Here is a 12,895-nt window from a genome sequence, read left to right as displayed (position 1 = left end):
TGTCGCCACTGCCGCCCTCAGCGCTCAAGAGCAAGCGCGTCAGGCGCTTGCAGCCGTGATTCGTCGGCGGCGGCGCGGCTCGAAGACAGGCGATGCGCCGGCACTTCGATCACTTCGCCGACGTTGACCTTGAACACCGCCACCGCTTCGGCCAGGCGCTGCGCCTGTTCCTGCAGCGAGCCGGCCGCGGCCGCGGCTTCTTCCACCAGCGCCGCGTTCTGTTGCGTCACTTCGTCCATCTGCGACACCGCGCGGTTCACCTGGTCGATGCCGCTGGACTGCTCCTCGGACGCCGCCGAGATCTCGCCCATGATGTCCGTCACGCGCTTGACCGAGGCCACGATCTCTTGCATCGTCGCGCCCGCGCGTTCCACCTGCTGCGAACCGGCGCCGACCTTGGTCACCGAATCCTCGATCAGGCCCTTGATCTCCTTGGCCGCCTGCGCGCTGCGCTGCGCCAGCGAGCGCACTTCGCCCGCCACCACCGCGAAGCCCTTGCCCTGTTCGCCGGCACGGGCCGCTTCCACCGCCGCGTTCAGCGCCAGGATGTTGGTCTGGAACGCGATGCCGTCGATCACCGACACAATCTCGGAAATCTTGCGCGAGCTGGCGGAAATGCCGTGCATGGTGTTGACCACCTCGGCCACGGCGGAGCCGCCGCGTTCGGCCACGTCCGATGCGCTGGCCGCCAACTGGTTGGCCTGGCGCGCGTTGTCGGCGTTCTGCTAGACGGTCGAAGCCAGCTGCTCCATCGAGGCCGCGGTCTCTTCCAGCGAGGCCGCCTGCTGCTCGGTGCGGCTGGACAGGTCGGTGTTGCCGGCGGCGATCTCGTGCGAACCGGTATTGATCTCGTCGACGCCGCGGCGCACCGAGGACACCGTGCGCGTCAGGCTTTCCTGCATGCGCTTGAGCGCGGCGAACAGCTGGCCGATCTCGTTGGTGTTGCGGACCTCGACGCGGGCGGTCAGGTCGCCGCCGGCGATGCGGTCGAAGTGATGGCCAGCTTCCTTGAGCGGCTGCAGCACGCGGCGGCGCAGGAACACATAGGTGGCGAACACCAGCAGCGCGGCGATCACGCCGCCGGCGCTGACCGCCAGCAGCACGAACTGGTAGCGCACCTGGGCCACCTCGAACGCGTCCAGCATCTTGCTGGCGCGCCAGAAATCAAAGCCTTCGACGGCGCGGGCGAAACGCCCCTCGAGCGCGTCCTGCACCTTCTGCACCTGCGACTGGTAGGCCGGCATGTCGGCCTTTTCCAGCGCGGCGGTCAGCGGCACCACGCCCTGCTGCACCAGCGCGCCGTACGAGTCCTCGACTTCCTTGAGGGACTCTGCCGCCTCGGGCGGCCTGGGCAGGGTCTTGAAATAGTCGAATTCCGCCTGGCCCTTGTTCTGCGCCGCCTTGGCGCGTTCCAGCAGGCCGGCGGCCTCGCTCGACAGGCCCTGCGTCAGCAGCGTGGGCTGGCCGACGCTGCGCACGATGTCGGCGTAGTTGGACGAGGCCGTGCGGCCCAGGCCATTGAGGGTGTCCTTGTAGCTCGAGACGACTCGGCCCAGCGCGTCGTTCAGTTCTTGCGATTGCTTGATTTCTGCCAGCGTCGCGTTGCTGATGCGCAACGACAGCACGCCGAGCGCGGCTCCAATCACCAACATGAATGAGAAGAACGCCAGCACCCACAACAGGCTGCTGCGTATCGTCATGTTCGCGAAAAACTTGCGCATCACAAGGACCACTCCTGACTGCAATCGTTAAGAAAAGCGCCATATCGAATCCAATATGGCGCGCCCTACCCTGCCTGCTGGGCGGTCGGCCGCGTGGCGGACCGAGACGCCCGGATCCCGCCGCTCCGATCAGGAGGCGACCTTCTCCACCAGAGCCATTTCGTCGCTGGTCATCATCTTCTCGATGTCGACCAGGATCAGCATGCGTTCGTCGACCGTGCCCAGGCCCGTCAGGTACTCGGTGGACAGGGTGGCGCCGAATTCCGGCGCCGGGCGGATCTGGCCGGCGTTGAGCATCAGCACGTCCGACACGCCGTCGACGACGATGCCGACCACGCGGCGATCGAGGTTCAGGATGATGACGACGGTCTGCTCGTTGTATTCGACGCTGCCCAGGTTGAACTTGATGCGCAGGTCGACGATCGGCACGATGATGCCGCGCAGGTTGGTCACGCCCTTGATGAACGGCGGAACATTGGCGATACGGGTCACCGTGTCGGCGTCGTAGCCGCGGATCTCCTGCACCTTCAGGATGTCGATGCCGTACTCTTCCTCGCCCAGCGTGAACACCAGGAACTCGTTGCCGACATCTTCATTGCGCGCGGCTTGCGCTTGCGGTTTGGCTGCCATGGGGCTATTTCTCCATCAATTCAGAATGGCTTCGGGCTGCGACCAACGCTCACGGTTGGCGCGCGCAAGCGCAAATACGTCGACGATCAGCGCCACGCTGCCATCGCCCAGGATGGTGGCGGCGGAGATGCCGGGGACCTTGCGGTAATTCGACTCGAGGTTCTTCACCACCACCTGGTGCTGGCCGATCAGGTGATCCACCAGCAACGCGAAGCGGCGGTCTTCGGCCTGCATGATGACGGCGATGGCCTGGGTCGGGTCGGTCTGGGCCTCGCCAACCGAGAACACGCGGTGCATTTCGACCAGCGGCAGGTATTCGCCACGCACGTGCATGACGCGCTCGTTGCCGGCCACGGAGTAGATCTGGTCGTTGGTCGGCTGCAGCGATTCGGTCACGTGGTTCAGCGGCAGGATGAAGGTTTCCTCGCCCACCCGCACCGACATGCCGTCCAGGATCGCCAGCGTCAGCGGCAGCACGATGCGCGTGGTGGTGCCGTTGCCCGGCTCGCACGACAGTTGCACGTGGCCGCCCATGTCCTGGATGTTCCGGCGCACCACGTCCATGCCGACGCCGCGGCCGGAAATGTCGGTGACCTTCTCGGCCGTGGAGAAGCCCGGCGCGAAGATCAGCTGCCAGATTTCGTCGTCCGGCGAGTTCTCGTTGACCGGCAGGCCCTGGGCCATGGCCTTCTTGAGGATCTTCTCGCGGTTCAGGCCAGCGCCGTCGTCGCTCACCTCGATCACGATGTTGCCGCCGTTGTGCTGGGCCGACAGCACCAGCTGGCCGACCGGATCCTTGCCGGCGGCGACGCGCTTCTCGGGCGTCTCGATGCCGTGGTCCAGGCTGTTGCGCACCAGGTGCGTCAGCGGGTCGATGATGCGTTCGATCAGGCTCTTGTCGAGTTCGGTGGCGCGGCCGTAGGTCTGCAGTTCGATCTGCTTGCCCATCTTGCCGGCGATGTCGCGCACCAGGCGCGGGAAGCGGCTGAAGACGTAGTCCATCGGCATCATGCGGATCGACATGACGGCTTCCTGCAGGTCGCGCGCGTTGCGCTCGAGCTGCTCCATGCCGTTGAGCAGGCGGTCGTGCAGCACCGGATCCAGCGTCGACGCGGTCTGCGCCAGCATGGCCTGGGTGATGACCAGTTCGCCCACCAGGTTGATGACCTGGTCGACCTTTTCCACGCCGACGCGGATCGAGGTGGATTCCTTGTCGACGTGGGCCGGCGCGGCGGCGCGGCTGGTGCGCGCGGCCTGCGAGATGGCTTCGGCGGCGGCGGCGGACTCGGCCACCGCGGGCGCGGCGGCGGGCGCCGGCGCGGCTTCGGGGGCTGCGGCGGGGGCCGCGGCCACGACGGGCGCGGGCGCGGCTTCCGCCGCGGCGGCCGGCGGCGCCTCACGGGCGATGTTCAGCTGGTCGGCGTCGACGATGAAGCAGCAGACGGCCTCGATGTCGTCCGGGGTGCAGGTGCTGTCGACCCAGACGGTCAGCACGCCGTTGGCGCGCTCGCTGGCCTTGACCTGGCCGAGGTTGCCCATTTCTTCGAGCAGCGACTCGGCGTCCTTGTCCGACACCTTGGTGATGCGCACGCGCAGCGGCAGGCCGGCGGCATCGGCGGCGGGCGCCGCTTCGACCACGGGCGCGGGCTCGGGCGCGGCCTGCACCGGCGGCGGGGCGACCGGCGCGGGTGCCGGTGCGGGCGCAGCGGCCGGGGCCGGCGCCGCGGCGGCCGCGGGATCCTGGTGCTCCAGGGCGAGCTGCCTCAACACCGCGCAGATGCGCTCAAACACGGCTTCATCGGGCTCTTCGGAGGCCCGGTAGGCATCCAGTTGGCTTTTGAGCACGTCTTTCGTTTCCAAGAAAATATCAATCATGTCCGTACGCAGCGCCATTTCGCCGCGACGGATCGCGTCCAGAAGGTTTTCAAGCAGGTGGGTGGTGCCCGCCAGCTGGTTGAAACAGCCGAACGTCGCCGCGCCGCCCTTGATCGAGTGGGCCGCGCGGAAAATGGCATTGAGCTGCTCGATGTCGGGCGCGCCGACGTCGAGCTCGAGCAGCAACTGCTCCATTTGCGCGAGCAGTTCGTCCGCCTCGTCGAAAAAGGTCTCGTAAAACTGACTGAGGTCCAAACCAGAACTCATGACCCGTACGCCTTCATAAATGAACTTGCCTACGCGCCGGATTGCTCGTCGAGCAATTCGGACGCCAATTCCACCAGCACATCGGGATCGACCGGCTTGGACAGCCAGCCGCACACGCCCAGATCCCGAGCCGCCATCTTGCTATCCACGTCGTCTTCGGTGGTCAGCACCAGCACCGGCACGTCCAGGTACTGTTCCTGTTCGCGCAGGCCCTGGATCAATTGCAGGCCGCCCATCACGGGCATGTTCCAGTCGCTCACCACCAGGTCCACCGGATGGCTTTTGGCCACCTCCAGCGCTTCCTGGCCGTTTCCGGCCGTCAATACCTTCCATCCCGCGCCCGTCAGCGTCGCCTGGACGATCATTCTCATCGTCGCCGAATCGTCCGCCACCAGAATCGTTGCCGCCATTGCTATCGAGCCCCTTCGGCGGGCGGCGTTGCCGCCGCGTCGCCTTGCTTGGTTGCCGTCGTGGCCTGGGTGGCGGTGTTCACCGCCTCCACGGCCGATCCAACCTCGCGGGCATCCTTGGCGCTGACGTCCGCTGCCGCGGCGTTCTCGTTTTCGATGCGCCGCTGGGTGCTCTGGTTGAGCACCACTAGGCTGATACGTCTATTAACGGCCGCATATGGATCATCTTTAACGAGGCTCATGCTCGAGGACAGGCCCTGGATGCGCATGACCTTGCTTTCGTTCATGCCGCCGGCCACCAGTTCCTGGCGCGAGGCGTTGGCACGATCGGCCGAGAGTTCCCAGTTGCTGTAGGCACGCTCGCCGCGGGCGTACTGCGACGCGTCGGTGTGGCCCGAGATGCTGACCTTGTTGGGCAGCTCGTTCAGCACCGGCCCCAATTCACGCAGGATGTCGCGCATGTACGGCTGCACTTCGGCGCGGCCGGTGGCGAACATGGGGCGGTTCTGGTTGTCGATGATCTGGATCCGCAGGCCTTCGGTGGTCAGGTCGATCAGCAATTGGGGCCGGAAGCTCTTGAGCACCGGGCTGTTCTCGATGACGTTTTCCAGCCGCTTCTTGAGGTTTTCCAGGCGATGCTGGTCGCGCCGCTCGGCGTCGCCCATGGGCTGGGCCTCGACCCGGTTGCCCTGGGCGCGGCGCTCGTCGCCGTCGCTGCGCAGGGGGTCGCGGCCGCCGCCGGGGACCGCGCTGGTCTCGGCCGAACTGCTGGGACCGCCGGTCAGCGCCACGCGCAGGGGCATGCGGAAGTATTCGGCGATGCCCTTGAGTTCCTCGCGCGGCACGATGCTGATCAGCCACATCACCAGGAAGAACGCCATCATCGCCGTGATGAAGTCGGCGTAGGCGATCTTCCAGCTGCCGCCGTGGTGTCCGCCGCCGTGGACCTTCTTGCGGCGGATCACCACACGGTGGTTGTTTACCGTGCTCATGGCCCGCTCCGTCAGGCCTTGGCGGTGGACTTGGTCTGCCGGACGTGCTCTTCCAGCTCACCGAAAGTCGGACGCACCGACGAATACAGCACCTTGCGGCCGAATTCCACCGCCAGCTGCGGCGGGTAGCCGTTCATGCTGGCCAGCAGCGTGGTCTTGATACATTCCAGCACCTTCATGGCCTCGTCCGTGCGGCGCTCGATGCGCGAGGCCAGCGGGCCGACGAAGCCGTAGGCCAGCAGAATGCCCAGGAAGGTGCCGACCATGGCCTTGGAGATCAGGTCGCCGAGAATGGCGGGCGGCTGGTCGACGGCGGCCAGCGCCTTGATCACGCCCAGCACCGCGGCCACGATACCGAACGCCGGCAGGCCGTCGGCCATCTGCCGGATCATGCTCGCGGGCACTTCGCGCTCGTGGCGGTAGGTCTCGATTTCCTCGTCCATGAGCGTTTCGATCTCGAACGAGCTCATGTTGCCGCTGATCATGATGCGCAGGTAGTCCGTGATGAACTCCATGAGCTTCTCGTCTTTGGCGATGCGCGGATACTCGCTGAAGATCGGGCTGGAGGCCGGATCCTCGATGTGCGATTCGATGGCCATCAGGCCTTCGCGGCGCGCCTTGTTCAGCAGCACGTACAGGAGCGCCATGAGCTCCATGTAGACGTCCTTGCCGTAGCGCGAGCTTTTCAGCGTGTCGGGCAGTGCCTTCTTGACCAGCATCAGCGACTTCTTGCTGTTGCCGGCCAGGAACGCGCCGAAGGCCGCGCCGAAGATCAACGTCAATTCGAACGGCTGGTAAAGCGCGCCCATGTGGCCGCCCAGCGCTACGAAGCTGCCGATGACCGACACGATCACCACTAGAAAACCGATAACAATCAACACATCAGGCCCCTGCCAACGAAGTCTAAAACCGGCGTCAATGATCCCCTGTTCCCCCCGACCCAAAAAGGCGGGTTACGGGGAGTTTTCCAGGGCTTTTGATGTATTTGGACGCGCCGCTCAGGAGCGGGCGGCGTCTACGGCTGGCGCGGGACGGCTGCCCGCGCGCGCCTTGGCGGCGGCGCGGGTCTTGCCGGCCCGGGGTGGCGGACGGCAGATCGCGCACACGAAATCCGACTGCGGATCATGCGCATGCGCGATGAAATGCCCGCCGCACTGGCGGCAGGCGGAAAGCTGCAGCATGCCGCTGTCGAAGAACCGCACCAGCATCCAGGCCCGGGTGAAGCTCAGCACGGGCTCGGCGGATTCGGCGTTGTCCACGCCGGCGTTCTCGAGATAGAGGCGGTACGCGTCGATGATGGCGCGGATGCCCTTGCTGCTGGTGCGCGTATTCAGGAACGAATAGACGTTGTAGAACAGCGAGGAATGGATATTCGGCAACCAGGTCATGAACCAGTCGACCGAAAACGGCAGCATGCCCTTCGGTGGCGAGCAGCCGCGGATTTCGCGGTAAAGACGTGCCAGGCGGTCGTGGCTGAGGCTGGTTTCAGCCTCCAACACCTGCAGCCGCGCGCCCAGAGTGATCATGGAGCTGGCTAGCAGGATGTCATCCGCTTCCTGCGAAACGCTCTTGGTGGCCATTACACGTGTCCGAGTGGAAATCGACAGGCCGTCAGGCCAGTTCTTCAACAGGTTGCTTGGCCAGCAGGATCGTCGCGTGCGCTTGCTGCAGCGCGCCGCCCAGCACATCGTGGGTCAGGGCGGACAGCAGGCTGTAGTCGTCGAAACGGAAACGGCACAGGAGCGAACTGGAGCTGGCCAGCTTCACCAGCTGAGCCGGAGAAAGACGCATCAGGATGTCGGCAACCTCGTTGCTGAAACCCAGGCGGAACATCGATGCAGCATAGTCATCGCGCAGCATGCGCTGTGCGAGAAGAAGGTAGGACAGATTCACTTCACGGATATCTGCCAGCAAAGAATTTTCGACTTGTTGCACGCCCGACTCCCTATTCCCTATCCCACCGAAGGGGCTTGATAACCAAGGACAATGGCAACGTTTGTTGCACAGTATCCGCTGCATCCTGTTTTAATGCGAAATGTATCATTTGTTCGCAATTTAAGTAAAATTTACCACAGGTCATGTCATTTTCTATGACTTATATGACAAATCTTTGTTGATATCGCGCAACTTGAGACTTTAGATACACCTTGACATAGAAAGTCCTGGCAAATGTACGTCAATTTGGCAAATAAGCATTCAAAACGTTGCGTGCTTTAAGGAATGAAATACCGACTTTTGCCGACAATGACACCTTGCCGATCACAAAATATTGCTAGCTTTAGCGTAGCCGCGCGTTTGTCGACAATGTCGCAAATTGACAACAACCGACAATGCGTCACGATGGACACCGCCTGACATTCCCGCAATGCCCCACGCAGATGACAGCTTGGTCGAATATGCCCCGCTAGTGCGGAAGCTGGCCCTGCAATTGCTCGCCCGGCTGCCGGCCAGCGTCGAACTCGACGACCTGATCCAAGCCGGCATGATCGGCCTCCTGGACGCCGTGCGCCGCTACCAGGAAACCGCCGACGCCCAGTTCGAGACCTACGCCACGACCCGCATCCGCGGCGCCATGCTCGACGAGCTGCGGGGCCAGGACTGGCTGCCGCGCAGCGTGCGCGCCAAGGCCCGCAAGATCGAACAGGCCATCCAGCAACTCGAACAACGCCTGATGCGCGCGCCCTCCGAGGCCGAGATCGCGCAGCAGATGGAGATGCCGCTGGCTGAATATCAGACGCTGTTGCACGACGCCCAGGGCGTGCAGATCGTCCACTACGAAGACTTCGCCACCGAGCCCGACGCGGCGTCGGGCCAGACCGACTGGACCGCCACGCTGAATCACGGCACCGCCGGCGGCAACCCGCTGGACTCGCTGCTGGCCGGCGATTTCCGCCAGGCGCTGATCCTGGCCATCGACACCCTGCCCGACCGCGAGAAACTGCTGTTGTCGCTGTGCTACGAGCAGGGCCTGAACCTGAAGGAAATCGGCGCGATCATGAACGTGACCGAGGCCCGCGTCTGCCAACTGCGCTCGCAGGCGACGGCGCGCATCCGCGCCAAGCTGCGCGAACAGGCCTGGCAACACCTGCCCCAGGAGGGGCAGATCGCGCAGATAATCTAGGACTGACGGCGCACTGCGGCCGGAATTCCAGGGAAATCGGACGTTATTCATCCCATTACGCCGCGCGCGCCCTTGTTAGCCTTGCAGGCTGACACCAATAAGGTGCGCACGGCGATCCGCCGCCGGCCGCGCACCGCGATCCCTGGAATTTCGCCATGAGCGCACCCGACGTCCTGACGCAGGCCATTTCCGACGCCTACGACGAAACCCCGTATATCTCGCTGCCGTTCTCCTATACGTCGCCGGGCAACCTGCGCGCGGTCGCCCGCCTCTACCAACTCGAGGCGCCGGCGCTGGAACAGGCGCGGGTGCTGGAACTGGGCTGCGCCGCCGGCGGCAACCTGCTGCCGTTCGCGCTGGCCTATCCCGAGGCCCAGGTCGTCGGCATCGACCTGTCGCCGCAGCAGATCGACGCGGGCCGCCAGACCGCGGAAGCGGCCGGCGCGCGCAATCTGGACCTGCGGGCCATGAGCCTGACGGACATCACCGCCGATTTCGGCGTCTTCGACTACATCATCTGCCACGGCGTGTTCAGCTGGGTGCCCCCGGAAGTGCGCGACGCCATCTTCCGCATCTGCCGCGAGAACCTCGCGCCGCAGGGCGTGGCCTACGTCAGCTACAACACCTATCCGGGCTGGAAGGCGTCGGACGTCATCCGCGACGCCATGATCCTGAACAGCTTCGGCGCCGAAACGCCGCAGGAAAAGGTGGCCCGCGCCAAGGACATGCTGGAACTGATCGAGGGCGGCCTGTGGCAGAACAACCCGCTGCGCTCGGCGCTGCAGCAGGCCGCCAGCAAATTGCGCGGCCAGACCGACCACTATCTGCTGCATGAATACCTGGAGGCGATCAACACGCCCTGCTATTTCCTGGAATTCGCCGCGGCGGCGCAACAGGCCGGGCTGGCGTACGTGACGGACGCCGAACCGCAACTGACATTCCCGTCCACTTTCGGCGCCACGGTGGCGGTGGGCCTGAACGGGCTGTCGGTCAACGCCGGCCGGGAAATGCGCGAGCAATACCTGGACTTCGCCGTCGGCCGCTCGTTCCGCAAGAGCCTGCTGGTGCACGCCGAACGCGCCGGCGAGATCCTCGAGCAGCCCGAGGGCGGCGCCTTCGCCGCCATGCATTTCGCCGCCGACCTGACGCCGCTGGCGGGCGCGCCGGCCGGACAGCGGCAGTTCCGCACGGCGGCCGGCACCGCCATCACCACCCCGGATCCGGCCATGATCGCGCTGATGGAGACGCTGGCGCAGGCCTGGCCGCAATCGCTGCCGTTCGCCGCGCTGCTGGAAAGCCAGCGCGGACAGGCGGCCGACGCGTCGGCCGACGCCCTGGCCAACGCGATGATCGGCCACCTGGTGACGCTGGTGCAGGCCGGCGCCCTGCACTACCGCCTGGAACCGGTGGCCTACCAACCCGCGCAGGCCAAGCCGCGCCTGATCCCGGGCGCCCTGGAGTTACTACAAGAAGTAACAAAACCAGGTTGCCAGGTCGGCATGCACAGCCTCTGGCACCATCCGGTCACGGCGCCCACCGACGCCCTGCACCAATACCTGATGCGCCACATCGACGGCGAGCACAGCACCGCCGAACTGCGCACCCTGGCGCGCGACGCGCTGACCGCGGGACGCCACACGCACCCGGACGGCAAGTCCTACAAGGGCGCCCGCAACCTGGATCCGGTGGCCCAGGAAATCGTCAACAGCCTGCTGGCTGCCTTGCGCCGCACCGGCCTGCTGCTGCACTGACAGGCCCGTCCGGCGGCCGCCCTCCGGCCGTCGGATATGTCTGTATATAGTGCTGGCCACCCCGTCCAGCCGCCCGGCTAGAGCGTCAGACCAGTCTGTAAGTGGTATCCAACAACATTTTGCGAATACCAAAAAAAAGCCCTAAAGATTGATTTGCGACTGCCGTAATCCTTGCAACGGAGAAATTCGAAGACGCAAGAAATCGAATTCTTCCCGTTACAACGATGGGCGGCCCCGCTGCCCGGTTTGAAGAAGCCTTTCTCTCTTGGGAGCCTAAACATGGCTGCAGTCATTAACACCAACTACTTGTCGCTGGTTGCTCAGAACAACCTGAACAAGTCGCAATCCGCCCTGGGTACCGCCATCGAGCGTCTGTCGTCCGGCCTGCGCATCAACAGCGCCAAGGATGACGCCGCCGGTATGGCCATTGCCAACCGCTTCACCGCGAACGTCAAGGGCCTGACCCAAGCCGCTCGTAACGCCAACGACGGTATCTCGCTGGCCCAGACGACGGAAGGCGCCGCCTCCGAAATCAACACCCACCTGCAGCGCGTTCGCGAACTGTCGGTGCAAGCCGGCAACGGCAGCTACTCGCAAGAGCAGCTGAACTCGATGCAAGACGAAATCAACCAGCGTCTGTCCGACATCGACCGCATCTCGCAACAAACCGACTTCAACGGCGTGAAGGTCCTGTCGGCCAACGCCAAGCCCCTGACGCTGCAAGTCGGCGCCAACGACGGCGAAACCATCACCCTGAACCTGTCGGAAATCAGCGTCAAGACGCTGGGTCTGGACGGCTTCAACGTCAACGGCTCGGGCGTGACCCAGAACCGTTCGGCCACCGTGTCCGACCTGCAAGCCGCTGGTGGCACGACCGTCGCCGCCAACGAATGGCAAGTCACCACGACGCACGCCGCCGCGACCGCTGACCAAGTGTTCGGCAAGCTGCAGAACGGCAACAGCGTCACCGTGGGCACCGGTGCCGGCGCCACGACCTACACGTACGACGCCACCAACAAGAACTTCACGTTCACCGACAAGTCGGCCAGCGACGCCGCCTCCGTCACCGCCCTGGCCGTCTCGCTGCGCCCGGCAACCGGCACGACCACCGGCGTCTACACCCACGCCAACGGCAGCTCGTCGACCTCGTTCGACGTTGACGCGACCGGCAAGATCACGGTCGGTGGCCAAGCCGCCTTCCTGGACGCCGCTGGCAACCTGACGACCAACAGCGCCGGCGCTTCCGCCGCCACGCTGGACAACGTGATGGCCGCCGCCTCCACTGGCACCGGCGCCGCCGGCACGTCGTCGGTCTCGATCGGTGGCAAGACGTACGCCAACACCGGTACGGCTAACCAACTGTCGTTCACCAACACCAAGGCTTCGGACGCTCTGCTGGCCGACGTCAAGGCTGCCGCCAACGCTTCCGTCACCCTGGGTTCGGGCATCACCAGCGCCACCGTCTCGCTCGTGAACGGCGCGTCGACCAACACCTACGTCGACGACAAGGCTGAGTTCACGACCACCAAGACCTACAACACGGTCTACACGGTTGACCCCAACAACGGCAAGGTCACGGTCAAGAGCGGCACGGGCACGGGCGACTACGCGCCGAAGGTTGGCGCCGAAGCCAAGGTCAACAGCTCGGGCAAGCTGACCACGGACGCCACCAGCAAGGGTACGCTGACCTCCGATCCGCTGAAGACGCTGGACGCCGCCTTCACCAAGCTGGACAAGCTGACCGGTGAACTGGGCGCTGTGCAGAACCGTCTGGAATCGACGATCGCCAACCTGAACAACGTGGTCAACAACCTGTCCTCGGCTCGTTCGCGCATTCAAGACGCCGACTACGCCACGGAAGTGTCGAACATGTCGAAGGCTCAGATCCTGCAACAGGCTGGCACCTCGGTTCTGGCGCAAGCCAACCAAGTGCCGCAAACCGTGCTGTCGCTGCTGCGTTAATTCGCGGCAAGCAGCACGGACGATTGGGGAAACCCCGGTTTCCCCGGTCGGCCGGCCGGCCAAGGCCCTTCGCGCCGCGGCCGGCGCCCCCGAAACCCGCCAACCGGCGGGTTTTTTCATTTCCATCCACGACGCCGGGTTTCACCCAAACTGGCGGGGAATTCGC

10 protein-coding genes and 1 pseudogene are annotated in these 12,895 nt (G+C 64.8%); 3 read left to right on the top strand and 8 right to left on the bottom strand.

Annotated elements, in window-relative coordinates; translation table 11 throughout:
• Positions 1 to 17: 17 nt before the first annotated feature.
• The 8 genes and pseudogenes from AC1HFW_RS05550 to flhD all read right to left on the bottom strand — a co-directional run bounded on the left by AC1HFW_RS05550 (position 18) and on the right by flhD (position 7,830).
• Positions 18 to 1,721: pseudogene (locus tag AC1HFW_RS05550) on the bottom strand (methyl-accepting chemotaxis protein).
• A 129-nt stretch (positions 1,722 to 1,850) separates the two neighbouring features.
• Positions 1,851 to 2,351, bottom strand: coding sequence for a chemotaxis protein CheW (cheW, locus tag AC1HFW_RS05545; RefSeq protein WP_006396234.1), 501 nt, complete (start codon positions 2,349 to 2,351; stop codon positions 1,851 to 1,853).
• Positions 2,352 to 2,366: 15 nt separating this feature from the next.
• Positions 2,367 to 4,493, bottom strand: coding sequence for a chemotaxis protein CheA (gene cheA / locus AC1HFW_RS05540; protein ID WP_479282182.1), 2,127 nt, complete (start codon positions 4,491 to 4,493; stop codon positions 2,367 to 2,369).
• Positions 4,494 to 4,522: 29 nt separating this feature from the next.
• Complete coding sequence (locus AC1HFW_RS05535; RefSeq protein WP_006387511.1) at positions 4,523 to 4,903, bottom strand: response regulator; 381 nt, start codon at positions 4,901 to 4,903, stop codon at positions 4,523 to 4,525.
• Positions 4,904 to 4,905: 2 nt separating this feature from the next.
• Complete coding sequence (gene motB, locus AC1HFW_RS05530) at positions 4,906 to 5,895, bottom strand: flagellar motor protein MotB (RefSeq protein ID WP_006394424.1); 990 nt, start codon at positions 5,893 to 5,895, stop codon at positions 4,906 to 4,908.
• 11 nt (positions 5,896 to 5,906) lie between these two features.
• Complete coding sequence (gene motA / locus AC1HFW_RS05525; RefSeq protein WP_006387509.1) at positions 5,907 to 6,776, bottom strand: flagellar motor stator protein MotA; 870 nt, start codon at positions 6,774 to 6,776, stop codon at positions 5,907 to 5,909.
• Between the two features lie 117 nt (positions 6,777 to 6,893).
• Positions 6,894 to 7,475, bottom strand: coding sequence for a flagellar transcriptional regulator FlhC (gene flhC, locus AC1HFW_RS05520; RefSeq protein WP_006394423.1), 582 nt, complete (start codon positions 7,473 to 7,475; stop codon positions 6,894 to 6,896).
• Between the two features lie 31 nt (positions 7,476 to 7,506).
• A complete protein-coding gene (gene flhD / locus AC1HFW_RS05515; protein WP_006219025.1) occupies positions 7,507 to 7,830 on the bottom strand; it encodes a flagellar transcriptional regulator FlhD in 324 nt (107 codons plus the stop codon).
• 430 nt (positions 7,831 to 8,260) lie between these two features.
• Here flhD and AC1HFW_RS05510 point away from each other — a divergent pair, with 430 nt between their 5' ends.
• From AC1HFW_RS05510 to AC1HFW_RS05500, 3 genes are all read left to right on the top strand, one after another.
• The gene (locus AC1HFW_RS05510; protein ID WP_035360284.1) at positions 8,261 to 9,016 is read left to right on the top strand and encodes an RNA polymerase sigma factor FliA; all 756 of its coding nucleotides are present in this window, start codon (positions 8,261 to 8,263) and stop codon (positions 9,014 to 9,016) included.
• Between the two features lie 155 nt (positions 9,017 to 9,171).
• Complete coding sequence (locus AC1HFW_RS05505) at positions 9,172 to 10,767, top strand: methyltransferase regulatory domain-containing protein (RefSeq protein WP_479282180.1); 1,596 nt, start codon at positions 9,172 to 9,174, stop codon at positions 10,765 to 10,767.
• Positions 10,768 to 11,046: 279 nt separating this feature from the next.
• Positions 11,047 to 12,729, top strand: a complete 1,683-nt coding sequence (locus AC1HFW_RS05500) for a flagellin N-terminal helical domain-containing protein (RefSeq protein ID WP_479282179.1) — start codon at positions 11,047 to 11,049, stop codon at positions 12,727 to 12,729.
• Positions 12,730 to 12,895: the final 166 nt, after the last annotated feature.

This window comes from Achromobacter sp. ISS7, assembly GCF_056523125.1.
The sequence above is the reverse complement of the archived record's forward strand: the minus strand, read 5'-3'. Positions and strand labels throughout refer to the sequence as shown.

What these genes read in the sequence shown, in the direction of transcription:
- cheW (WP_006396234.1), bottom strand. Translation starts at nt 2,351, where the DNA reads ATGGCAGCCAAACCGCAAGCGCAAGCCGCGCGCAATGAAGATGTCGGC.
- AC1HFW_RS05505 (WP_479282180.1), top strand. Translation starts at nt 9,172, where the DNA reads ATGAGCGCACCCGACGTCCTGACGCAGGCCATTTCCGACGCCTACGAC.
- AC1HFW_RS05535 (WP_006387511.1), bottom strand. Translation starts at nt 4,903, where the DNA reads ATGGCGGCAACGATTCTGGTGGCGGACGATTCGGCGACGATGAGAATG.
- flhC (WP_006394423.1), bottom strand. Translation starts at nt 7,475, where the DNA reads ATGGCCACCAAGAGCGTTTCGCAGGAAGCGGATGACATCCTGCTAGCC.
- AC1HFW_RS05500 (WP_479282179.1), top strand. Translation starts at nt 11,047, where the DNA reads ATGGCTGCAGTCATTAACACCAACTACTTGTCGCTGGTTGCTCAGAAC.
- AC1HFW_RS05510 (WP_035360284.1), top strand. Translation starts at nt 8,261, where the DNA reads ATGCCCCACGCAGATGACAGCTTGGTCGAATATGCCCCGCTAGTGCGG.
- cheA (WP_479282182.1), bottom strand. Translation starts at nt 4,493, where the DNA reads ATGAGTTCTGGTTTGGACCTCAGTCAGTTTTACGAGACCTTTTTCGAC.
- motB (WP_006394424.1), bottom strand. Translation starts at nt 5,895, where the DNA reads ATGAGCACGGTAAACAACCACCGTGTGGTGATCCGCCGCAAGAAGGTC.